This is a genomic window from Streptomyces sioyaensis, assembly GCF_004122735.1.
GTDB classification, from domain to species: Bacteria; Actinomycetota; Actinomycetes; order Streptomycetales; family Streptomycetaceae; genus Streptomyces; species Streptomyces sioyaensis.
This window is the reverse complement of sequence record NZ_SDIF01000048.1, coordinates 1-23,701: the sequence shown is the minus strand read 5'-3', so window position 1 is coordinate 23,701 and position 23,701 is coordinate 1. Positions and strand designations below refer to the sequence as shown.

At 73.4% G+C, this 23,701-nt stretch carries 16 protein-coding genes and 1 pseudogene; 14 read left to right on the top strand and 3 right to left on the bottom strand.

The features are described 5' to 3' along the window. The first annotated feature begins 220 nt into the window (after positions 1 to 220). From EST54_RS18030 to EST54_RS17970, 13 genes are read left to right on the top strand one after another with little or no spacing between them, the layout of a single operon-like run. Positions 221 to 1,006: an alpha/beta fold hydrolase gene (locus EST54_RS18030; protein ID WP_203525445.1), complete on the top strand. Its 786-nt coding sequence runs from the start codon at positions 221 to 223 to the stop codon at positions 1,004 to 1,006. Further along, positions 999 to 3,647, top strand: coding sequence for a lantibiotic dehydratase (locus tag EST54_RS18025; RefSeq protein ID WP_161989300.1), 2,649 nt, complete (start codon positions 999 to 1,001; stop codon positions 3,645 to 3,647). Before EST54_RS18030 ends, EST54_RS18025 begins: the two co-directional genes overlap by 8 nt. Further along, positions 3,644 to 4,648 (top strand): lantibiotic dehydratase C-terminal domain-containing protein, encoded by a 1,005-nt coding sequence (locus EST54_RS18020; protein ID WP_129248670.1) that lies wholly within the window; start codon positions 3,644 to 3,646, stop codon positions 4,646 to 4,648. The genes EST54_RS18025 and EST54_RS18020 overlap by 4 nt, the downstream gene beginning before the upstream one ends. Positions 4,649 to 4,653: 5 nt before the next feature. Then, positions 4,654 to 5,757 (top strand): lantibiotic dehydratase C-terminal domain-containing protein, encoded by a 1,104-nt coding sequence (locus tag EST54_RS18015; RefSeq protein ID WP_161989299.1) that lies wholly within the window; start codon positions 4,654 to 4,656, stop codon positions 5,755 to 5,757. Beyond that, a complete protein-coding gene (locus tag EST54_RS18010; protein WP_129248668.1) occupies positions 5,754 to 7,418 on the top strand; it encodes a SagB family peptide dehydrogenase in 1,665 nt (554 codons plus the stop codon). Before EST54_RS18015 ends, EST54_RS18010 begins: the two co-directional genes overlap by 4 nt. Beyond that, positions 7,415 to 9,127 (top strand): hypothetical protein, encoded by a 1,713-nt coding sequence (locus tag EST54_RS18005; protein WP_129248667.1) that lies wholly within the window; start codon positions 7,415 to 7,417, stop codon positions 9,125 to 9,127. Before EST54_RS18010 ends, EST54_RS18005 begins: the two co-directional genes overlap by 4 nt. Continuing rightward, the gene (locus tag EST54_RS18000; protein ID WP_129248666.1) at positions 9,124 to 11,067 is read left to right on the top strand and encodes a TOMM precursor leader peptide-binding protein; all 1,944 of its coding nucleotides are present in this window, start codon (positions 9,124 to 9,126) and stop codon (positions 11,065 to 11,067) included. Before EST54_RS18005 ends, EST54_RS18000 begins: the two co-directional genes overlap by 4 nt. Further along, positions 11,045 to 12,394: a cytochrome P450 gene (locus tag EST54_RS17995; protein ID WP_129248665.1), complete on the top strand. Its 1,350-nt coding sequence runs from the start codon at positions 11,045 to 11,047 to the stop codon at positions 12,392 to 12,394. The genes EST54_RS18000 and EST54_RS17995 overlap by 23 nt, the downstream gene beginning before the upstream one ends. Then, a complete protein-coding gene (locus EST54_RS17990; RefSeq protein WP_129248664.1) occupies positions 12,370 to 13,671 on the top strand; it encodes an AMP-binding protein in 1,302 nt (433 codons plus the stop codon). Before EST54_RS17995 ends, EST54_RS17990 begins: the two co-directional genes overlap by 25 nt. Before the next feature lie 16 nt (positions 13,672 to 13,687). Next, positions 13,688 to 14,875: a cytochrome P450 gene (locus tag EST54_RS17985; RefSeq protein ID WP_129248663.1), complete on the top strand. Its 1,188-nt coding sequence runs from the start codon at positions 13,688 to 13,690 to the stop codon at positions 14,873 to 14,875. Beyond that, positions 14,872 to 17,469, top strand: a complete 2,598-nt coding sequence (locus tag EST54_RS17980) for a lantibiotic dehydratase (protein ID WP_129248662.1) — start codon at positions 14,872 to 14,874, stop codon at positions 17,467 to 17,469. The genes EST54_RS17985 and EST54_RS17980 overlap by 4 nt, the downstream gene beginning before the upstream one ends. An 11-nt stretch (positions 17,470 to 17,480) precedes the next feature. Continuing rightward, positions 17,481 to 19,256 carry a tryptophan 2-C-methyltransferase gene (tsrT, locus tag EST54_RS17975; RefSeq protein WP_129248661.1) on the top strand — a complete coding sequence of 592 codons (1,776 nt, stop codon included), beginning with the start codon at positions 17,481 to 17,483 and terminating at the stop codon, positions 19,254 to 19,256. Further along, entirely contained in the window at positions 19,253 to 20,020 is a 768-nt protein-coding gene (locus EST54_RS17970; RefSeq protein ID WP_161989298.1) for an SDR family NAD(P)-dependent oxidoreductase, read from the top strand. The genes tsrT and EST54_RS17970 overlap by 4 nt, the downstream gene beginning before the upstream one ends. Here EST54_RS17970 and nshR read toward each other — a convergent pair. The 3 genes from nshR to EST54_RS17955 all read right to left on the bottom strand — a co-directional run bounded on the left by nshR (position 20,010) and on the right by EST54_RS17955 (position 22,554). After that, the gene (gene nshR, locus EST54_RS17965) at positions 20,010 to 20,819 is read right to left on the bottom strand and encodes an NshR/TsnR family 23S rRNA methyltransferase (protein ID WP_129248659.1); all 810 of its coding nucleotides are present in this window, start codon (positions 20,817 to 20,819) and stop codon (positions 20,010 to 20,012) included. The two genes, EST54_RS17970 and nshR, sit on opposite strands and share 11 nt — an antisense overlap. 182 nt (positions 20,820 to 21,001) lie before the next feature. Then, on the bottom strand, positions 21,002 to 21,730 hold the full coding sequence (locus EST54_RS17960) for a hypothetical protein (RefSeq protein ID WP_129248658.1): 729 nt from the start codon (positions 21,728 to 21,730) through the stop codon (positions 21,002 to 21,004). A gap of 191 nt (positions 21,731 to 21,921) precedes the next feature. After that, positions 21,922 to 22,554, bottom strand: a complete 633-nt coding sequence (locus EST54_RS17955; protein ID WP_161989297.1) for an RNA polymerase sigma factor — start codon at positions 22,552 to 22,554, stop codon at positions 21,922 to 21,924. A 291-nt stretch (positions 22,555 to 22,845) separates the two neighbouring features. On the opposite strand from EST54_RS17955, the pseudogene EST54_RS34095 reads away from it, so the two are divergent. After that, positions 22,846 to 23,701, top strand: a pseudogene (locus EST54_RS34095) (hypothetical protein); the annotation flags it as partial.

Here is a 23,701-nt window from a genome sequence, read left to right as displayed (position 1 = left end):
GCGGTCCAGCCTGTGTTCAGCATTCCCTTTTACGCCCTGCGGCGGCTGTTTATCCGGCCATTCATGTGGTCGAGATCAGGTTCATTAATTCGGTCGAGGCGAGGCCGGGCATGGAGCGTGATTTCGGCGTGCGCGGACGGGGGTACCGCCGTGCCGCCGGGATATTAATTCTGCTTTGACCGGCCATGCTCTGCTTCCGGTAACAGAAAGCTGGTATCACGTGCGACCCGTAATCCTGGTGCACGGTCTATTGGGCACGGAGGATGCTCATTATGCTGGGTGCCGGCGTTGGTGGAGACACTCCGTTACCGAAATACGTCTTCCGGGCCACGGAGCCGGCGGCGAGGTCCCGTCACATCCCGCCGCGGCGGCGATAGACCGCCTCCGAGAGGCGATCGGAGAACAGCCGCAGCCGCCCGTCGTCGTGGGGCTTTCCTACCTGGGTGCCGCCGTGGCATTCCGGGCCGCGGAGAGCGCTCCGGACAGGGTGGCCGGGGTCGTCATGTCGGGGTATTCGTTCCTGGTGTCGCCGGACACCCTGAATCGCTGGCTGGCGGGCTTCACCAGAATGGCGACGCACCAGCAGGGCTCTCGCAACCACTTTGCCGAACTGCACGGCGAGAAGTGGGAGAAGCTGCTCACCGCGACCTTCGACGAGCTGTCCGACGGGTGCCTGCGGCTGCCCGACGTGGAGGACCTCACCCGCGTCGGGACCCCGGTCCAACTCGTCAACGGGGCGCTGTTGCAGAACGAGCGGAACGCGATCGGGCCGGCGGCCGCCGCGGGCGCCGATGTCGCGGTCGTTGCCGGCGCCGGACACGTCGTGCCGGTGGACGCGCCGCGCGTCTTCGCCGCCACCGTCGAGGAGTTCGCCGCGCGCGTCGACGCCGGGCGCACCGCCTTCCACGAGCGGCGGCGTGCCGCCGAGCGGGCCGCTGACGTCGCCGCCGGGGAAGCCGGGAAAGCCGGGGAAGCCGCGGAAGCCGGGGAAGCAGCCCATGTCTAGGCCGGGGATCAGGTACGCCGGATACGGCGTGGTGCGCGTCTGCTCGCAGCCGGTCGATGTCGTGGCGCAGCTCTCCTCGCGCGAGGTCGCCCGCCTCTGCGACGAGCTCAGGGAGCTGCGGCGCGACTGGCAGGACCGGGCGCCGCGGGTGGCGGAGGAACTCACCTCGCTGGTACCGGACCTGACCGATCGCGAGCAGCGCCGCGCCGTGCTCGCGCTGCGCCGGCGCCTGCACCGCGCGGCGGACGTGCCGGCGGCCGCGCTCGACGTCCTCCACCTGCCCGGTGGGGCCGACGTGGCCGGTGCCGCGGAGCTGCGTGCCCTGGCCGCTGCGCGCGACGACCTCACCGCCCGGTGGGAGGACGCGTACGAGGCGGCGCTCCGCGCGGAGCAGAAGGTGCTGGCCTCCGCGGCCCTGGACCGCTCCCTGCGCGCGGGTGCCCAGCTGAGCGCGGACGGCCTGCTGCACAACATGGACCGTTACGCCGCCGCGGTCGCCGACGGCACCGCGCACGGCAAGCGGGACCGGATGACCGAGTCCACCGTGCTCAATCTGCTGACGCGGAGCGCCCTCAAGCCGTCCCCCTTCGGCCAGTTGGTCCGCACCCAGCCGGTGCTCCTCCAGGAGCGCGCGGCGGCCGAGGCGCCCTCCGCCGAGCTCGACGCGGACGCGCAGGTGTCCGTCTGCCGGCTGCCCCGCCAGCTCGTGAGCTGGGTGGAACGCTCGCTCGCCGACCACCCCGCGTTCCGGTCCGCGGCGGTTCTCCGCCGGGCACCGGTGGTGGGATCGTCGAGCGAGGGAGTCGTCTTCCTCCTCCGGGGCCGGGACGGCACCCACGAGCCGGCCGCCAAGGAGCGGCTCGTGCGGGTCCCGTCCAGCACGGTGGTCACGGAACTCCTCGCGCTGTCGGCGGACTTGGCGGTACCCGAGCGGGACGTGCGGGCACGGTGCGCCGCGCTTCCCGACACGGATCCGGCCGCCGCGCACACCGCGCTCGACACGCTGATCGAGCAGGGCGTGCTCGCCCGCGACCTGGGGGTGGGGGACCAGCACCCGCACCCCATCGCGCGGCTGGTCGCCTTACTTCCCCAGGACTGCGACGCCGGCCTCCGGGAGTGCGTGGACCGGATGGCCGCCGCCGAGTCCGCGTTCGAGACCGCCGGGCTCGACCGGCGGGAGGAGCTCATCGCCCAGATCAAGCGGCAGGTCGCCGAGGTCGCCGACCGGTGCGGGGTCGCCACCCCACCGATCGAGGCGGCACGCACGCTCCTGTACGAGGACACGGTGGTGGCCACGCCACGCACCGAGCCCGCCGACCGCTGGCAGCGGCACCTGCCCGCCCTGTCCCACTGGCACCGGCTGCTTCCGCTCTTCGACGACGCCGCCCACGTCCGGGCGATCGTCGCCGACGTGGTCAGGACGCGGTTCGGCCCCGGCCCGCACCGGCTCCTCACCCTGTTCGCGGCGCTGTCCTCGGCCAAGGTGCAGCTGCTGCTCACCCAGCGGCTGACCGATGTCTCCGCCCCGATGCCGACGCAGCTGCGCACCCTCCAGGACGCGGTGTACGAGCTGGCCCGCCCGGAGGACGGCGCCGAGACGGTGATCGATCCGCAGCGGGCCGCGGAGCTCGCCGAGAACCTTCCGCCGTGGATACCCCGGTGGTCCCGGGCGAGCTGGAGCGTGCAGCACGATGCGTCCCCCGACGGCGGGCTGCTCGTCGTCAACGGCGGTTCGATCGGCTTCGGACGTGCCATCTCACGGTTCCTGCCCTCCTACGCCGCGGTCGGTGACGGCGGATTCGGCGAGCTGGTCCGGGCGGAGATCGCCCAGGACGACCGCACCTCCGCGCCGCTCACCGATCTCTCGGCCGTGCTCGGCATCAATGCCAATGTGCACTCCCCGCTCCTGGGCAGCTACCTCCGCTACCCCTGCGCGACCCCGGAGGAGTGGGGCCAGGACCCCGGCGTCTCCCTGGAAGAGTGCTGGGTCGAGTGCGACGAGGGCACGGGCCGGCTGCTGCTCCGCCGGGGCAAGGACGGCCCGCCCCTGCGGCTGGTGATGCTGAACTTCCTGCTCAACGAACTCGCGCCGCGCTTCTACCAGTTCCTCAACTTCTTCGGCGCGGGCAGCCTGGCCAACCTCGCCTGGTGGGACCGGGTCGATCAGCGCCGGGGCGACCCGCACACCGTCCGCCGGTACCCGCGGGTCCGCTCCGGGAGCCTGGTCCTGGCGCGCCGGACCTGGAAGGTTCCCGCCGACCGGCTCCCGGACGTCGCCACCGGGAACGGCGCCGACGCATTCGCGGAGGTGCGGCGCTGGCAGGAGTCGCTGGGGCTCCCGGACCGCGTCTTCTACCGCGGCTTCACCCTCCCCGATCCGCTCGTCCCGACGTCGGAAGAGGAGCAGCACACCTGGGCGAGGACGCTCGCACGTTTCCCGACCTCGGCCGAACGCAAGCCCACCTTCCTGGACTTCACCAGTGTCACCAGCGTGCGCGCCTGGCAGCGGGCACTGCGCCGGTGCCAGGGCGACCTGACGTTCCAGGAGTGCCTGCCGACGGTGGGCGACGACGGTGCACAGGGCCACCGCGAGCGGCTCACCGAGGAGTTCATCATCGAGACCACTGAGGGGGCACGGTGAGTACCGACACGGCGCACTCCTGGCTGTCCTGCCACGTCTTCCACCACGGCGACACCGATCCGTTGCTCACGGATCTCCTCCTGCCCATGGTCGACGAGCTGCGCGGCGCGGGACGCCTGGAGCGCCACTTCTACCTGCGCCACTGGGAGCGCGGTCCGCACGTCCGGCTCCGGATGCAGGTGCCGGCCGAGCAGCACGACGACGTCCGGGCCCAGGTCGAGCGCCGGATCGTCGACCACCTGGAGCGGCATCCCGGCCCCGCCGATACGGATCCGGTGCGGCTGCGGGATGCGCTCCGCCACCTCAGCGAGCTGGAGCACGGTGACGCCTCCGACGCCCTCATGCAGACCCCGGAACCGCCGAACACGGTCCGCTGGATCGACTACCGGCCCGAGACGGCCAAGTACGGCGGGCCGGAAGGCGTCGAGATCGCGGAGGACGTCTTCCACGCGAGCTCGCTGCTGACCGGACAGGTGCTCCGGCTGGTCCGCAACGACCGGGCGCGCCTGGGGATCTCCCTCCAACTGCTGCTCCTGGCCTCGCGGGCGCTGGGTTTCGGGCCGGACGACCGCGCCCTCTTCCTCCGCACCTACCACGAGCGCTGGGCCGCGTACGTCTCGGACGACCGCCTGCTGGCCGCCTGGAACGAGCAGTACCGGCTGCAGCGCGCGGACTACGCGAAGCTGATCGCCGGCCTGGACACCGGCGAACCCATCGGCAAGGGACTGGGCGAGCGGTGGGAGCGCACGCTCGTCCAGTCCCTGGAGCGGCTGCGCCCGCTCGTGGCGGCAGGGCGGGTGTGGCCGGCGGAGACCGACCGCTCGGCACCCCCCGTGGTCGCGCTCGCGACCCTCGTCAGCCAGTACCTCCACACCACCAACAACCGGATGAACGTCCGCCCGCAGGGCGAATGCTTCGTCGCCTACCTGGCCTGCCGGGCGGCGGAGGAGCAGGGCGCGAGCCAGTCTCGCCCGGTGCCGGCCGCACAACGACAGGGATGAGTGCCATGTCCAGCAGTGAACAAAAGGATCTCACCGTCAGCGTCCCGTGGTCGGTGCAGGAAGACCTCCTTCTCGACGTGGCCGCGCCCACGCTGGAGGAGTCGGTGGCACTCGGCGAGACGGAGTCGTGGTTCTACCTGCGGGAGAACTACGGCGGCCGGCCGTTCCTGCGGCTGCGTTTCGCGACCCGGAGCCCGTCGGTCGAACGCCGCCTGAAGTCCCGGATCATGGAGCACATCGGGTCCGCGGCGTCCGACGACCCCTTCGAGCACCAGCCGTACAACCACGAGCACGACTGGCTGGGCGGCGAAGCCGGACTGGGGCTGGCGGAGGCGTTCTGGACCGAGACCACGCCGCTGGCGCTGCGGACCCTCCGTGCCACGCGCGGCGATCGAGCGCTCCGCCTCGCCGCGGCCTTCGACTTCCTCGTGTGCAGCGGCGTGCTGCTCGCCCCCCATCTGCCGCCGCCCGTCGCCAAGTTCGGCTTCAAGGCCGGCTACCTCTCCTACCTGGCGACGTTCGAGGGCTACATGCTGCTGATCCGGGACCCGGAGGGCACCCGGGCCAAGCACGCCCAGCGGTACGAGCAGAACCGCAACCTGTTGCGGCCGCGCCTGCGCGCACTGGTCGAGCAGATGCAGGACCCGGAGGGTGACCTGGCCGACGTCCCCGAACTGGCCCGTGAGTGGGCGGTGCGGCTGCGCGGCTATCTCCCGGCCATCCGGAAGGGCTTCGACGAAGGCCGCTTCTACCTCTACGCCACCCCGCGGAAGGCCGAAACGGCCAAGCTCACCCCGTCGCCCGACGGCCTCTACCGCAGGCCGAAGGTGGAGTGGCTCGCCGACCTGCCGGAGGCCCCGGTGGCCGGCATCCACCGGGCCATCGCCGACAACACGTACTACCAGGGCATGATCCGCGAGGACCGCCGGTTCCTGGCCTCCCGGCTGGCCCAGGCGTACACCAACTGGCACCTCTACCGGCTGGGCTTCCTGCTGGCCGACCGGTACACGCTCTTCTACCTGATCGCCCGCGCCTTCGAGGAGGAGTACGACCTCGACGCGGCGGAGCTCATCCGGTCCGTGCAGCCGGAAGCCGAGGTCTCCGGATGACCGCGGCCGATACCGGCGCACCGCCGCTCTCCGGTGACCCGTCGGAGCGCGGACCGTTCGACGACGCGGGCGTGGACGCCTTCGTCCGCAGGCTCCGCGGCAGTTACGAGGAGGTCCACCCGCAGCACTGGCAGATCGACTGGCGGAACATCCCCAGCCCCTTCCGCTGGTACGCCGACCTGCCCCGCAGGGACCTGCCGACGATGTCGCGGACGGTCGCGGCCGGTGGCCCCGCCGCGGCGGCCGCGTTCGCCGCGTCCGACCCGGCCACCCGGCTCGGCGCGCTGCTCCAGGCCGGCTACGGCCTGACCGGTGTGCGGTGGTACCCCGCCGGCATCGCCAAGAGCAGCCCCGAGGAGCCCACGCCGGTCCACCGCAACCCGCACTACCAGCTCCGCCGCGCCATGCCCTCGGGCGGCGTGACGTACCCCGCCGAGTGCTACGTGGTCACCGCGGGCACGGCGGGCCTGGACGCGGGGATCCACCACTACGACGCGGTGCGCCACGCCCTGGCGGTGCTGTCCCGCGGCCGGCCGCCGGCGGAGCTGACGCCCCCGGCGGGCGGTGTGCGGATCGTCCTCACCCAGCCGCTGTGGAAGAACTACTTCAAGTACGGCGACTTCTCCTACCGGCTCGGCGCGATGGACACCGGGGCGGTGGTCGGCCAGTTCGCGCTCGCCGCCCGCTCGTGGAACCTGCCCGCTCGCGTGGCGTTCGGCGTGGACGAGCGGCGGATCGCCGACCTCCTCGGGCTCGACCCCGAGGAAGAGGCCACCCCGGCCGTGGTGGACATCGCACTGGGGGACCCGGCCGAGGCGGAGCGGGGGCCGGCCGCCGGCCGCGCGGCTCCGGTCGGACGGCCCCGCTGGCTGGGGGCGTCCGCGCCGCCCGGCCCCACCACCGGTACCCGCCGCATGCACGCCGCCTGCCTGGCGGCCGGACGCCCCGGCCGGACGGTCGACCTCCCGCCCGTCGTGCTGGAGGACCTGGCCGACCGGGCGGACGCGGAGCTGCCCGCGGTGTCCGGACGGCCGGTGTCGGTCGCCGACTCCTGGGCCCGGTCGGCCCTCGGTGAGCAGCTCCGGGGCGCACCGCTCCCCGCGGACGTCCTGGCGGACTGGCTGCCCCAGGTGCTCGCCCCGCTGGACTGCGACGTGACCGGGAGCGGGGACGTCCCCGCCCTGACGCACCCGCGGTGCGTGCTGGTCGTCCGCTCCGTGCCGGGGGTGCCCCCGGGGGCCTACCTGCCGCAGCAGGACGGGCGCCGGCTCGCCCGGCTTGCCGACGGGGACTTCGGGCCGGTGGTCCAGCGGAGCATGTTCGCGCACTACATGAACGTCGGACAGGCACCGCTGATCGCCGTCATGGTCGGTGCCACCGAGCCGCACCGCGGTGCCAGCGGTCCGGTCGGCTATCGCACCCAGCATCTGCTGGCCGGCGTCCTCGCCCAGCGCCTGGCCGTGTGCGCGGCGCGGGACGGCAGGTCCGCACACCCGGTGCTGGGCTTCGTCAGCGGCGTGCTCGACGAGGCCCTCGGACTGGGGGCCCGACGCCTGACGTCCTTGCTGATGGTCCCCGTGGGCGGCTACCGCCGGGGCCTGTATCTGGAGAACAGTCTGAGTCCGCTCGCCGCGGCGGCGGGCGACGGGGGTGGGATATGACCGGCACTGTGCTGCGCCTGCGCGCCGATGCCTACTACGTACCGGTGCCCAACGGGGTGTGGATCCGTACGACGGACGGCTCGTTCACCCTGAACGGCAAGACGGTCGCGACCTGGGTGGAGAAACTCGCCCCCCTCCTGGACCGCGGCGTGGTGCCCGACGAGCTCCTCGGCGCGCTCAAGCCAGAGCAGGCCGCCTTCGTGGACAAGCTGCTGAAGGCGTTGGAGCAGCGGAAGGTGCTGCGGCCCGAACCCGCCGACGAGGGGGCCGACGACCCGGAGTCGGCCCGTCTCTTCCCCCAACAGGCCGAGTACCTGCGCCACTTCACCGCCCGTCCCGCGGAGGGCTTCGCCCGTGTCCGGCGGCACCCGCTGGCCGTGGCGGGCCCCGCCGAGCGGGTGGGGCCGTTGGCGACGACGCTGATGGAGACCGGCTTCGGCGACCTCGTGCTGCTGGACACGGCACCCGGGAAGGAACTCCAGGAACTCGCGGAGGACTTCGGCCGGCAGGGGGCGCCGGTACGCCTGTCCGGCCCGGACGGGGACCTCGAAGGACGGACCGTGATCGGGGTCTTCGCCCCGGGAGAAGAAGAGGACGCCTGGCGGCTGCTGGACCGGGCCGAAGCGCTCGGCAGCGGCGCCTGGGCGGCGCTGGTCCGCGGTCAGGCGATGCTCCTGAAGGGGCAGGTGCCCCGGTCGGGCCGGGCCTGCGTCCGCTGCGCCTGGCGGCGCCTGGCCCACCAGGCCGTCGAACTGCCGCCGTCCGACGGGCTCGGGTACGTACCGGTGTCGGTGGCGGCGACCGTGCTGGCACAGGAGGTGTTCCAGTACGTCGCCGGCGGCGACGACGCCGTGCTGGGCGAGGGCGTGGTGGTGGACCTGACCCGGCTCAGCATCTGGCGCACGGACGTCGATCCGGACCCCGACTGCCCCGGGCATGCGCTGCCCGCCGGCCCGGCGGACCCGTCGCTCGCTCCGGCGGCCGGTCGGCGGACCCGGTTCCCCGACTCGGTCTTCGGCGCGCGGTGCTTCGGCCCGCTGTTCTCCTGCACCCCCGAACAGCTCCCGCAGTTCCCCCTCACGGCGCTGCGCCTGCGGATCAACCCGCCGGGGCGCGGCGAGCCGACGGGCTCGGCCGACGGCCCGGTCATCGTGGCGGAATCCGTGGCCGACGCCCGCGCCGAGGCCGCCGTGACCGCGGTCGAGGCGACGCTTCCCACCAGCGGCGACACCGTCGTGGGCGTGGGCAAGGACCGCGCCGAGGCAGGTGCCCGCGCCCTGCTCCGCTGGGCCGACGCGGCACTGGACGACGCGGCACCGGACGACGCGGGTGCGGAACGCCGGGAGGGGACGGCCCGCTCCGAGCGGGCCCGCGCGCTCGCCGAACTGGCCGGCAGGGACGTCGAGCTCAGCACGGCGCGCCATCCGAGCGGACTGTGGCGGGCCCGGGTGGACGGCACCGTCACCCGGACCGGCTTCGACCCCGACCAGGCGGTGGAGCGCGCACTGCTGGCCGCCCTGGCACGGGGCCAACTCGGGCACGGGGACGACGCGACGGCCGTGACGGCGTGGACGGGCACGGTCCCGGAGGAGCGCCGGGTCGACGAGGTCGCGTCCGCACTCGGCCTGGCCTGGCGCGAGGCCGCCCTCCCGCCGCTGGTCGCCGCCGACCTGACCGGCATCGTCCTGGCTCCGGGACACGCGGGATGAGCGAAACGCTGACGTCGCGCCGCCGGGCGCCCCGGCTCCCCGACGACCCCGCGGCGGAGTTGCGCCGATGGGTCGGCGACGCGGTCGATGTCCGCACCGCGGACGGCATGCCCGCGGCCGGGGACGGCCGCCCCGTCGTCGTGGTGCACCTGGACTGGGATGCCGACCTCTCGGACCTCCCGGCGGCGGACACGGTCGTCGTGCCCGTGTACGGGCTCCGCGGCCGGGTCGTCGTCGGCCCGGTGATGCGGCCCGGTCAACCCGGCTGCCCGCACTGCCTGGCGCTGCGCGTACGGGCGGCGGATGGTCCGGAGGGCGTTCCCGCGGGGGCGGAGGCGGCCCCGCGCCGGCTGTCCGCACGGCGCGCCGGCTGGCTGCCGCCCGGAGCCCTGCGCCTGGTGGCAGCCGTGGTGCGCGACGAGGCGGAGCGGCTGGCCGCCGGCGTGCCCCCGCGCGGCGTCGACGCCGCCTTCGCGGTCGGGCCCGCGCGGTTGACCGGCGACTGGCACCCGGCGCTCCCGCACACCTTGTGCACCGCACCGCACTGCCTCGGCAGCCGCCGCCCGCTGCCGCCACCGGTTCCCGACCTGTCCAGGCCCCTGCCCACGACCGGCGTGGGCTCGGCACGACGCGTCCCGGCTGCCCGGTACGCCGACCGGCTGGAGCAGGAGTACCTCGACGCGTGGTCGGGCCTCACCCGGTCCGCCGCGGTCGGCGACCGGGCCGCCCTGCCCTCGACGCAGGTGCGGGTGCCCACCGTCTGGGGATTCGACGAGATCGCGATCGGGCGGGCCGAGGACTACGCGGGGGCCCGGCCCGCCGCGATCCTGGAAGGCCTGGAGCGGTACGCCGGGTGGCACTGCGGCGGCCGCGACCCCGTCCGCTTCGCCGCGTTCGCCGAACTCGACGACGCGGTCGACCCCCGCTCCCTGCTCCTGCACCCCGACGAGGCGTACCGGCAGCCCGGATTCGAGTACACGCCGTTCACGCCGGACACCCGGACGGGGTGGGCCCAGGCGTACTCGGCGCACACCGGGCGGCCGGCGCTGGTGCCGTTCCACGTCGCGTACTACGGCGCGACCAGGCGCCCGGACACCGGCCCGCGGTTCGTCTACGAGAACTCCAACGGGTGCGCACTGGGATCCGGCGTCGAAGAGGCCCTGCTGGCCGCCTTGTTGGAGGTGGCCGAGCGCGACGCCTTTCTGTGCGCGTGGTACTCCGGGACGCCGTTGCCGGAGATCGACCTCGGCGGGCTGACGGGCGAAGCCGCCCGCGCCGTGCGGACGGTGCGGCACCGGACCGGACGCGACCTGCGGGCCTTCCGGGCCCTCGGCGCGTTCGACGTTCCCGTGGCCCTGCTCGTGACGACCTCACCCGATCCGGAGCGGCCGGCGACCCTGGTCACCGCGGGCTCGGGGCTCACGGTGGAGCGGGCGCTGCTCGGGGCGGTCCACGAGATGGCCGCCGCCGCGCCCGTGATCACGGTGGAGTACCAGCGCCGCCGCCCCGAGTTGGAGCGCGCTCTGGACGCCCCCGACCTCGTGCGCCGCATGGAGGACCACGCCCTGGTCGGAGCCCTGCCCGGGGCCCGGCCGCGGTTCTCCTTCCTCCTCGACGGGACGCCGCCGGACCCGTCGCCCGCCGTGACCCCCGCGCCACCGGCCGGCGACGTCGCGGCGGATCTCGCCGCGATGCTCGCGGCGGCGCGGCGCGACGGACAGGAGGTCTTCGTCGTGGACCACACCACCGGCGAACTGGATCGCCTGGGCCTGAGCTGCGTGAAGGCGATCGTGCCGGGCACCGTGCCGATGACCTTCGGCCACCGGCACCGACGGCTGCCGCCGCCCGAGACCCTCCAGGCGTTCCGGGCCAGGAACGGCATCGGCCCCGTTGAGTTCCCCATCGAGGAGGTACGGCATGAGCCGCACCCATTCCCCTGAGACCGCGGCCCCGGCCGCCCCCGCGGCGACGCCCGAGGGGCTGAGTCCCCTGCCCAACGGCCTGGGATGGGTGGTCAGCAGTCGGTCCCTGACGGTTCGGCTGCTCGGCGACCACCGGCTGGGCGTCCTGGAACCGCAGCCGGTCATGGCCCACCTCGTCACGAAGCTGCCCGACGAACTGCACCCCCAGGTCGACGAGATCGCCGCGTTCGCCGAACGCGTCATGCTGCAGACCGGCCCCGCACGCCATCAGGTGCTCCGCAGGGCGTTCGGCGGATTCTTCGACGCCGACGCGATCGAGGCCCTCACGCCGGAGTTGCGGAGAGGCGCCGAGGACACCGTGCGCCGGTTCGCGGCGTCCGGGGGCGGCGAGTTCATGACCGCCGTGGCGTTTCCGTACGCGGTGCGCGTCGGGGCGCGGCTCATCGGCTTCACGGACGACGACTACCGGCGGCTGCACAAGCTGAGCCAGCAGGTCGCGCTGGTCGCCTACGCCGCCCGGCTCGACGACCCCGCGGAGGCGGTCCGTGCGGGCCATGCCGCGCTGGTCCGGGTCCGGGAGATCGTCGCGGCCGCCCGGGCGGCCGCGCCCCCGGCGTCGGTGCTCGGCGCCTGGCACGCCGGGACGTTGGACCTGTCGGACGAGGACATCGAGGCCAACGCCGTGATGCTGGTGCAGGCCTCCCTGGAAACGGTGTCCGGCATGCTCGGCAACGCCGCCGTGCGGATCCTCGGCACGCCGGGGGCGCTCGCCGACGCCGCATCCCGGGAGAGTCTGCTCGACGAGGCCCTTCGTGCGGAGCCCCCGCTCAAGACGCTGGAGCGCGTGGTCCGGGAGCCGTTCCAGCTGGACGGTCACGAGTTCCGGTCCGGGCAGGTCATCTCGGTCCGGGTCGCGGACGCCAACCGGCTGGACGACGACCCGGTGGCCGGCCGGGCGCTGTTCTCCTTCGGGTGGGGTGCCTACCGCTGCCTCGGCGCGCGACTCGCCCGGCACCAGGCGCGGGAGCTCTTCCAGGCGCTGCACCACCTCGCGCCGGACGCCGCGCCGGCCGACGCGGAGATCGAGCGGGTCCGGCACATCCGCTTCGACATGCCGCGGCGGCTGCGCGTGGTGTGCTCCCCGCCGGCCGCCGACGGTGCCTCGCTCACCCGCGCGCTGACCGACGCCCTCGAAGAGGAGGACCTCGACCGGCCGTTGACGTCGCTGGAGCGCGAAGTGACGTACGTGGTGCTGAAGGAGAACGGCGTGCTCGTCCCCGAGGACCTCCGGGGCCCGACGACCATCAGGGAGTGGGTGACATGGGCGCTCTCGGAGCATGGCTGACGCAGGCCGCACCCGTGCTGCGCGGCTCCCGCGCGGGCGTGGTGACCGAGCGCGGACGGTTCTCCTGGCCGTCGCTGCTGGCGCGGGCCGAGGAGTTGGTGGCGGAGCTGCCCGACGCGCCGCACGGCTGGGTCGTCCCCTCGGACGGCGGCGAACGGTCGATCGTGGGGCTGCTCGCGCTCGGCCTGCTGGACCCCGCGCCCCGCTGGGTGCTGGGTGACCCGGCTCGGTGGGGCGCCGCCGGACACGCTCCCGTGGGCGACGGCGCCCTGCTGGCGGCCGGGCCGCAGGCGGCACCACCGCCCGGCGTGGACGGCCCCACCTACGCCACGGCGTCGTCGGGCACCACCGGGCGGCCGAAACTGCTCTTCGGCCGGCCGCACGCGGTGGCGTCCGCAGTGGAGTTGTACGTCGACGGCCTGCCGGAGTACGCCTCGGCCGAGGTGTTCGCCACCTGCTCCGCGATCGATTTCGCGGCGGCCTTCTACATGGTGGTCGCGCCGGCCATGATGCTCGGCCGCGACCTGGTGCTGTTCCGGCCGAGTGGGTGGGAGACGGCGATCCCCGAGCTGGCCGGGCGGCCGGGGGTGTGCCTGGCGCCGCCGGCGCTCACCGTGCTGGGCGCCCGGACCGCGGCCGGGCAACGCGCCTTCTCCCACACGTGTTTCGTCCCCGCCGGCGGTGGCCTCACCCCGGAGCGGGCGGAGCGCATCAGCACGGGATTCCCCGGCAGCGGATTCCTCACCATGCTCGGTTCCACCGAGACGGGACTCGTCACCGTCGACCGTGCGGTGCACGACGACGGCTACGTGGGAGCGCCGCTGCCGGGCAAGCCGGTGTGGCTGGAGGACATCGGGCCGGACGGGGTCGGCACGCTGTGGACCCGCGGCCCCGACACCCGGTTCGCGGTGACCGGCGGACGGCTGACGACCCGGCCGGACGGCGCGGTGACCACCGGTGATCTCGCCCATCCGGCCGACGGCGGCTTCGTCCTGGACGGCCGCAAGGACGACTTGGTCAAGGTCGACGGCGTCAGTGTCTACCCGCGGCAGATCACCGCCGCCGTGCGGGCGCTGCCCGGCGTCACGGACGCCTCGGTGGCGGTCGACCGCTCCCGGACCGGCGATCGCCTGACCGTCATCGCGGTGGGCGACGTCACCGAAGCCCGGGTCCGCGACGCCTGCCGACGACTCCCCGCCCCCGTGACACCGCACCAGGTCGTCTGCCGGCCGGCCGACGAGGCCGCCTATGACGCACGCGGCAAGGTGCTTCGCTGAGAAAGAGCGTGATGGCATGACGACCGGACCCACTCGTGCGGCAGTCACCGAGGCATTGCTGAGGTGCCCGGCCCCGCTCTACGCACGCATGCACCGCCAGGGGCCCCTGGTGTGGAGCCGACCCGACCGGACCTGGGTGGTGACCGGCTACGACCTCGCGCGGCTGGTGTTACGCGATCCCCGCTTCCGCCTGCCCGGCCCGCCACCGGAGTCGGAGTGGTCGGAGAACGGCAGCCACGCGGGCTTCTTCCAGAGCATGTTGCTGGCCTCGGAGGGAGAACGCCACGCGCGCCTGCGCCGCTTCCTCGGACGGCTCTTCACCCCTCGGGCGGTGCGCGCCCGGACCGTTCGGATCGAGGCCGCCATGGCGGCGCTCCTGGACGACGCCGGCCGGTGTCCGACCATGGACGGCGTCGCCGGGATCAGCGCGCGCCTGCCGGTGAGCGTGATCGGCGACCTCGTCGGGATCCCCGAAGACGACCGCCACGAGGTCAGTGAGCTCTGCCGAGTGATCAGCAGGGGCGGCGGCGTGGCGTCGGGACGGCCCTCCGGGGACGACGTCGGCAACGCGCTGGCGCGGGTGGACGACCTCGGCCGGCTCGTCCAGCGGTGGAGGGCCACCCCGGACCGCCTGATGCCCGACTCGGTGCTGGCACTCGCCGTCGACGCGCGGGACACCTCGGAGGCGCTGTCCGACACCGAGGTCCTCGCCAACGTCTTCAGCCTCTACATCGCCGGCCACGACACCTCCCGCAACATGCTCAGCGGCTTGCTGCTGCGCCTGGCCACCCACCCCGAGCTGCTGGCGGGCCTGTCGGCCGGCGAGGTCGACACCTCGGCGGAGGTCGACCGGCTCCTGCTGGGCGAATCCCCGCTCACGTTCACCGTCCGGGTGGCACAGGAGGAGTGCACCCTCGAAGGGGAGCGCATCCGCCCCGGCGACATGATCAGGGTGATGCTCGGCGCGGCCAACCACGAGCTGCTCACCAGCGGCGCGCAGGCCGACCACGCGGGGGTCAGCTTCGGCGAGGGACGCCACGTGTGCCTCGGCGCGCACCTGGCGCGTACCGAGGGCCGGGTGTTGCTGGAAGCGGTCGGCCGGCGGTGGTCCGGGCTCCGGCTCGCGGCCGAGCCCGCCTGGACGCCGCACTTCCTCCACCGGGGACTGGACAGCCTGCCGCTGGAGATCGAATGGCGGCAGTGAGCGGGAACGACGCACCACCGCCCACCGACCGCGTCACCCTGGGCCCGGTCGCGGTGCGCCGGCGCTGCCGGCTGCCCGGTTCCGTCGTGGTGGATCTGGGCAGCGACGGGGTGTGGCAGGCGGCCGGAGCATGGGCCGCTGCCGAGGACGCCGCCCACCGCCGCGGCGCCGTGCTCGCCGACCACCTCGGCACGCTGGTGCCGACGGTGCGTCAGGAGCAGCGCCGGGACGTGCTGCGGGCGCGGCGCGCCGCGTTCAACGCCCGGCCGCTCCCGGCGGGGCTGCCGGTGGACGCGGCCACCGCCGACCGGATCGCGGCGTACACACGCACCCTGGCGTCCCGCGACACGTCCGAACGAGAGCTCGGCCTGGCCTTGGGGAAACTGGCCGAGACCGCCGGCGCGACCGTGGACGCGGCGCTGCGCGAGGAGGACATCGCCTGGTCCGTCGAGCTGTCGGTGCCCGGCCTGCTGGCCGCCGGACCGGTCGGCGTGCTGGACGCGACCGCGGGCAAGAAGGCCCGGCGCAGGGCCCTCACGCTGCTCCGCCTGGTGCACCGCGCCGCGACCAAGCCCACGCCGTTCGCCGGTTTCGCCACCACCGACGTGCTCTTCCGGGGCGCTGCGACGACCCCGCCGCGCACCCACGTGCGGGTGGATCGCGCCGTGGTCGAGTGGGTGCGGCAGTGGATCGCCACCGGCGGCTACCGGAGCCTCAGGCCGGAGCTGCTGTGGCTCACCGTCAACCCGAGCGCGGCGGTCCGGGAACACCCCGACGGCCTGCGGGTGACCTGGCTGGTGAACGCGGCGAACGGCACCGAGCGGGTGCGGTCCGCGCGGTGCGGAGCGGCGCTTGCCGGCACGCTGCACCAGTTGCGGGACCCGGTCCGCCTGGACACCGTCGCGCCCGGTGGCGCGCTGCCCGACACGCTTGCGCGTCTCATCGAGCGCGGGCTGCTGGAGGCCGGACCACGCCTGCCGAGCCACGGCCGGCGGACGCTGTGCGCGGTGGCCGGCGCCACGGTCCCGGCGCCGGGCGCCGAGGGGGAGGAGGCCCGGCGGGCCCAGGACGTGCACGACGCGCTCTGCGCGCTGCGCGACGCGGAGGACGCCCTCGCCACCGCCGGTGCGGCGCGCACCGCCGCACTGCGCGGCGCGAAGGAGGGGATCGCTGCCCTCGCCCACACCCTGGGGACCGGCGTCCGGGCGGCCGACCGTGCGACGGTCAGTGCGGACGTCGTGGGCGTCCGGGCCGACGACGGCATCCTGCGGACCTCCCCCGAGGTCCTCGCCGACCTGGGCCGGGTCCAGCGCATCGTGCCGTTGCTCGGCTTCGAGCTGCCCTTCCAACTGGCCACCGGCATCGCGTTCCGGCGCCGCTTCGGGTCGGATCCGGTGCCGGTGCCGACGGCGTACGCGTGGTTCCTCGACGCGGGCCGCAAGGAAGCCGATGCGCTGCTCGCCGACTGTGCGGCGGAGGAGCTGGCGGCGGTGCTCGCCCTCCGTCAACGGCTCTTCGACGGGCTGCGCGCCGCGGCGGACCGGCCCGGCGCGGAGGTGAGCTGCGATCCCGGCCTGCTGGACGCGGTGGCGGCGGGGCTGCCGGACGCCGTCATGGACCTCCCGTGCGCGGCGTGGCCGGTACAACTCGCCGGGGACCATGTGGTGGTCAACGGCGTCGGCACCGGCTACGGACGCTTTGCCGCCCGGGTCGCCGCCGACCTCGACGCGTCCCGGATCGCCGAGTTGCGCGCGTGGGCGGCGCGCGCGGATACGCCCCAGGAGGGCGGAATCCCGGTCGACGTCTCCGCGTTGCTCGGGGCCACGGTCAATGAGCACCCGCTGTTGCTGCCCGCCGCGCTGAGCTATCCGGGACGGGCGCTGGAGTGTGACCCCGAGGCTCGCATCGACCTGTCCGCCTGTGTCGCGCAGGCGGTGGGGGGCCGGATGCTGCTGTTCAGCGACCGCTTCCCGGGACGACCGCTGTTCCCGGTCCCGCACAACTCGACCCTGGCCACCGTGGCGCCCGGACTGTACCGGTGGCTGAGCCGCTTCGGGCCGGCGTCCGGCGCGACGCTCACGCTGTGGGATCACGTGGACGCCCTGGCGGCGCCGGAGTCCTCGGCCACCGTCCGCCACTACCCGCGGCTGACCCTGGGCCACCTCGTCCTGAGCCGGCGCACCTGGAAGGTCCCTGGCGCCGCGCTCCCCGGCGGGACGTGGGCGGGGACGGCCCAGGGGGCGCTGGCCTGGCACCGCTGGTGCGCGCGAACGGGCGTGCCCCGCCGGTCGTTTCTGCGCACCACCACGCTCCCGGACCCCTGGGACGTGGTGCGCGGCCGGGCCGACAAGAGCCCGGTGATGGCCGCCCGTTCCGCCTCCGGCGCGGGGATCCGCAAGCCCCTGTACGTCGACCTGTCCCAGCCCCTGTGCTGGCCGGCCGCGGCGGTTGCCCCGGGGGACACCCTGACCTTCACCGAACCGCTGCCCGACCCCATCGACGCCGACCCCGACGGTCGCGTCACCGAGTACGTCCTGGAGACCTCCCAGCCCCCGCGCGTATCGACCGCGGGCGGCGCCGGCGCCCGGCCGTAAGAAGGAAGCCAATGGCACACAAAGGCATCATTACGCTGATCAACCCCAACCAAATTTATCCACCTATCGCGCCCTATGCACTGGACGTCTTGACCACGGCGCTGGAGGCCGAGGGATTCGAAACGCACGTACTGGATCTCACGTTCCATGTGGGCGACTGGAAACAAGCGCTCCGGGATTACTTCGACAGCAGCCGCCCCTTGCTGGTCGGCGTCACGTGCCGCAATACCGACACCGTGTACGCCTTTGAACAACGCCCGTTCATCGATGGGTACAAGGCGGTCATCGACGAGGTCCGCGGGCTGACCGCGGCTCCCGTCATCGCCGGTGGCGTGGGGTTCTCCACCATGCCGTTCGCCCTGGTCGACTACTTCGACGTCGATTTCGGTGTGAAGGGTCCGGGCGAGAAGATCATCTGCGACCTGGCACAGGCCTTCGTCGAGGGGCGGACCGCCGACCACATCCCGGGACTGCTCATCAACCGCGGCCCCGGGCAGGTCACCAGGGTGCCCCCGCCCGTGCTGAACGGACGCGCGGCGGCTGCTCCCGCGCCCGTGGCGGCCCCCGCACCCTTGCCGGCCCCCGCGCCCCTGTCGTTCGGCGCCGTCGGCCGTTACGAGAGCCGGGCGTGGCAGGCGGAGACCGAACGCTCCTACACCCGGCGGTCCGGCGAGCCGTACAAGATCGACAACCTGCGCTACTACCGGGAGGGGGGGCTGGGCAGCATCCTGACCAAGAGCGGCTGCGTCTACAAATGCAGCCACTGCGTGGAACCGGACGCCAAGGGCACGCAGTTCGCGCGCCGCGGGGTGGCCGCGGTGGTGGACGAGATGGAGTCACTGACCGCCCAGGGCATCTACGACCTGCACACCACGGACAGCGAATTCAACCTCTCGATCTCCCACAGCAAGAGCCTGCTGCGGGAGATCATCCGGCGCCGGGAGGGTGACCCGGCCAGTCCGCTGCGCCACCTGCGGCTCTGGGTCTACTGCCAGCCCGCGCCCTTCGACGAGGAATTCGCGGAGCTGCTGGCGGCCGCCGGCTGTGCGGGGGTGAACGTCGGCGCGGACCACGTACGCCCCGAGATGCTCGACGCGTGGAAGGTGACCGGAAAGGGCACGCGCTACTACGACTTCAGCGACACGGTGCGGCTGGTGGAGCTGAGCCACCGCTACGGAATGCTGACGATGGTCGAGGCGCTGTTCGGCATGCCGGGAGAAAACCTGTCGACCATGCGCGAGTGCGTCGACCGGATGATGGCGCTGGACGCGACGGTCACCGGCTTCAGCCTCGGGCTCCGCCTGTTTCCCTACATGGATCTGGCGATCTCTCTGGCCGAGAAGTGTGACGGGGTCCGCACGCTCCCCGGACTGCAGTCCAACAACGCGACCCGGCCGATCGTCCTGAAGCCGCTGCGGAAATGCAGCAGCCCCATCGAGTACGAACGGCAATTCATGTTCGACGAATCCGGGGAGTTCCGGCTGGTCTGCTACTTCTCGCCGGACCTCCCGGAAGCTCCGGGAACAGTGGGCAGCCCGCACGGGATATGGCAGGCCTCTGTCGATTTCCTCTGGGACCACATTCCGAAGTCCGAATACTATCGAGTGATGCTGCCGACCATCTCCGGCAGCAGTGAGAACGACAACAATTACGCCGACAACCCGTTCCTCACCAGCCTGAACAGGCAGGGGTACACCGGCGCTTTCTGGGCGCACTGGCGCGACCGCGAGGCCATCATGAGCGGTACCGGCGCCCTCGGGGAGCTCGCGGTGGAGGCGGCCCGGTGAGCGCTGAACTCCCCTCCCTGCGCGGGCAGGCGGCGCTGATCACCGGCGCGGGCCGCGGCCTCGGCAGCATCCTCGCTGCCGGACTCGCCGAAGCGGGCATGGCGGTCGGGCTGATCGGGCGCAACCGGCGGCGGCTGGACGACACCGCACGTGCCTGCGCACGGCACGGGGCCGCCACCGCCGTCTGCGTGGCGGACGTCCGTTCCCCACGGGAGATCCGGGAAGCCGCCCGGGCGGTGCATGCCGAACTGGGGCCCGTCGACCTGCTGGTGAACAACGCCGGGCTGGTGGACCAGGGCGAGGCCCCCTTCTGGGAAGCCGACCCCGAGCACTGGTGGGAGGTCTTCGAAACGAACGTCCGCGGCACCGTCAACGCCTGCCAGGCGGTGGGACAGGAGATGATCCGGCGCCGGTCGGGCCGGATCGTCAACGTCAACTCCATCTTTGCGGTGCAGGGGGACCTGCGCTACTCCGCCTACAGCGGTTCCAAGGCATCCCTGCTGGCCCTCGCCGCTGTCGTGGCCGACCCGCTCAGGGACCACGGGGTCCACCTCTTCGACATCAGCCCCGGCATGGTGCGCACCGACATGACGCTCTCCATGGCCGTCTGCGCGGGCCGTGAGGACTGGACGGACCCCGCCCGTTTCGTGGCGGCGGTGCTCCGCGTGGCGCGCGGCGAGCTGGATCCGCTCGCCGGACGCTTTCTGCACGTGGGGACCGACGACCTCGATGAGTTGCTCGGCCGGCAGCAACTCACCGGCTGACGGCGAAATTCCGCTGAGCCCTCTCGTGCAGCGCGATGCCGACCGACACGGAGACGTTGAGGGACTCGGTGGAGCTGGCCATCGGAATGGAGACCGACGCCGCGGACGCCTGCTTGAACAGGTTCGACGGGCCGCCCTTTTCGCTGCCGAACGTCAGGGCCAGCCGCTCGCGGGCGTCGCCGAGTTCCTTCACCTCAAGGTCGCCGTCGGCCTCGAACACCATCAACCGGAGGCCGCTGTCACGGACGAAGGAGACGGCCTCCTCGCGGCTGGCGAGCACGATGGGGAGCGAGAAGACATAACCCCGGCTGGCCCGGAGCAGACGTCGGTCGGCGATGCTCGTGAGATCGCTGTCGACGAGCACGATTCCCGAGGCCCCCAGGGCGAGCGAAGTCCGCACGATCGCCCCGATATTCCCGACGATCTTCGCTCCGTCGAGAAGGACGACATCCCCGTCCCGCTGCGCGATATCGCTGAATTTGGCCGGGTGGGGAACGCGGGCGATGCCGAATGTCTTCGCCTTCCGCTCCCCCTTGAACAACTGATTGACGATCGCGGAGTCGACAAGCCGGACGGGTACTTCATGCTGCCCGCACAGGTCGAGCAACTCAGGGGAGAACGGCGTGTTGTCGCTCCCGTACACCTCAATGAATTGCACCCCCGCCCGAATGCATTCCATCAGCGGTTCGGTGTCCTCGATCAATGTCGTCCTGATGTTGGACCGGGAATGCTTGGTGACATCGATGATGCGCTGTACCGCAGGATCGGAATTACTGGTGATCGTGTCCAACTCAGTCATGGGCCGAGTCTAACCGTCCTCTTTTGACCGGCGTCGTCCGTGGATGCGGGGGAGCGAACGCCACCACACGCCGGGGACGTGGTCACGGCGGTGAACTGACCGCCTCCACCACCCGCACCCGACGCTGAGGTGCACGAGACCGGTGCCCCCGGGCGGGCCGGCCGGCCGAGGGTGCCGCGGGGCTACCGGTGCTTCCCGCCGCCGTTCCCGCCGCTTGTCCGGTCGTTTCCGGTCGGGTTGTGCGTGCCGCCGGGGTTGGCGTCGGCCGTGCTGTTGCCGGAGGCGCCGGTGTTCCCCCCTGGGCCGTTGCCGGCGTGCGCGGTGCCCTTGCCGGGTTTGCCGGCCGGTCCGCTCGGCGCCGCCGTCGCCCGCGCCAGCTGCTCGGAGCAGTACGCGGCGACCTTGTCCCGTCCGCCGGCGGCCGCGACGAGCCGCCGCCAGGCCGTCGCGTCGAGTGCCTTGCCGCGCCCCTCGACCTTCTTGTAGGCGCGGCAGTGGGCCTCGGTGTCCTTGGCGGAGGAGGGGCGGTTGCCGGGGCCGGGGCGGCCGGAGGGCGCCGACGAGGCCGTACCGCCCGGCTGATCCGGGGCGACCGCGGAGGGGGGCGTGGTCCCCCGGCCGGTACCGGCGCCGTCGGTGGACGAGCCGGCCGAACCGATGGCTGCGTACGCGACACCGCCCAGGGCGAGGCTGGCGAACACCGCGCCGAACGTCATCCGCGCCGGGCGCCGGACGCTCCGCTCCTCGCGCGGCCGCCAGTCGTCCCGGCGCCGGGTACGGGCCCGGTGTGCGCCCGCGCCGTGGGCGGCGGCCCGGAAGGCGGCCAGGGCCCGCCGCTCGGCCTCGGGATCGGGACGGTCCGCGCGGAGGGCGGCGCCCAGCATCGTTTCCAGCGTGGCGGAGTCCTGCACGTCCGGAGGGCCGGACACGGAGCCGTCAGGGCGCCCGTGCCGGTGACGTGCCGGAGCTCCGTCGCCGCTCAGCCGTTCACCCATGTCCGCTTCCGTTCCTGGCCGTTCCTGTCCGACCGTTTCGATTCGTCGAGGTGCCGGTCCTCGGCACCTTCCGACCGTTCACTGTCGCCCTCGACCGCCCTCGTCGTTCATTTCGACTTCCCCAGCGTTCGGGAAGCCCCATCCGTCACACCCTCGTCCGCCTCGCCGCCGACGCCCAGCCGGCGGGCGAGACCTTTCAGGCCCCGGTGGGCGGCCGTGCGCACCGCTCCCGGACGCTTGCCGAGGACGCGTGCGGCGGCGGGAGCGTCCAGACCCACGACGACCCGCAGGAGCACCGCCTCGGCCTGGTCCCGCGGCAGCCCGCGGACCAGTTCCAGGGCCTGCTCGGTGGAGAGGGACTCCAGGGCCTGGTCATGAGTGTTGTGCGGTCCGGGCAGGTTCAGTACGTCCTGTTCGGTCCCGCCTGCCCGGGGCCGCACGCGCTGGCGGCGCAGATGGTCCAGCGCCCGGTGCCGGGCGATGGTCGTGGTCCAGCCGCGGAACCCGGCCCCGTCCCCCTTGAAACGTCCGAGGTCGCGGGCGATCTCCAGCCAGGCGTCGGAGGCCACGTCCTCCGCGTCCCTGCCGACCAGCCCGTGCAGATAGCCGAGCAGGGCCGGCTGCACGATCCGGTAGGCCATCGCGAAAGCGGCCTCGTCGCCGCCCTGGGCCCGCGAGACCGCTGCGCCCAACTCCTCGTCGTACGTCGCTGCGCGCCGGGTTTGCCCTACCTGACCCAAAGCTGCCCTCGTTCGCTCCGGTTTCATGGTGAGTCCGTGTCGCCCGCCGCGCTCCGGTCGCATCGACGGCCCATGGTGAACAGCGTCCGCCCTCACGGAAGTGTCACAACGGCCAGTGGTTCTTCACGTCGCCGTGGAGTGCGGGCCGGCGTATCTGCGCACCCCTTGTCCGGATCACCCCTTTCCATGAACTTCGTCCGTCCCGTGCGGCCCAGGTGTAACAGTTCCGGCCGAGTTCGCTCTCTCCATGCGGGCGACCGCGTCGGTCGGCCAGGACAGGGGACACGACTCGTGCGGTGGACAGACGGAAGCGGAGCGGCGTACGGCGAGGATCCGTACGCCGGCGCCGGCTACACCTATGCCTACGGCCGCCACGAGTACGCCTACCGCCCCGAGTACGCCTACGGCCACCAGTACGCCCACGGCCAGGGGTATGCCCAAGGCCACGAGTACGCAGGGGGCGTCACGGGCGTCGCCACCGACACGGCCTCGCCGCCCTGGGACGGGGTACCGCCCGCCCACCGGACGCACCCGACGGGACAGTGGACGCACCCGACCGCCCAGCAGACGCACCCGACGGGGCAGTGGACGTACCCGACGGGGCAGGACACGACAGCATGGGACCCCCTGTACGGCGACGCCCTCACAGGGCAGCTCCCGCCGGTGTTCCCCACGGAGCAGCTCCCGGTGTCCGACACGGCGCAGCTGCCGGTGGTCGACGCACCCGGCCACCCCGTGCCGGAACCTGACACGCCCCAGGGCGAGTCAGCGAGCCCCGTCTTCGTCGATTCCTCGGGACGACGCCAGCGCCGGGTGCTCCGCGCCGCCCGGCTGCTGCTGATCCCCGCCGGCGGCTATGTCGCCGTGCTGATCAGCGCGATGCTGGGCGGTCCCGGCATCAGCTCTCCGTTCGTCCCGCACGCAAAGTCCCCGCACTCGGCCACGCCCACGGCGACCGCACCCGACTCCTCGTCCGACACCGGACACCCGACGCGGAGCGCGAGCCCCACCACGGCGCGGAAGAACTCCGGCACCGCGGTGCGGAAGACCCCCGGCCCCACCGACCCGCCGGCCGCCTCCACCGCCCCCGCGGCCCCGTCCCGGCACGCGGCCGCGGGGGCGGTGGAGGCGGCCGGCGGGTCGGTGG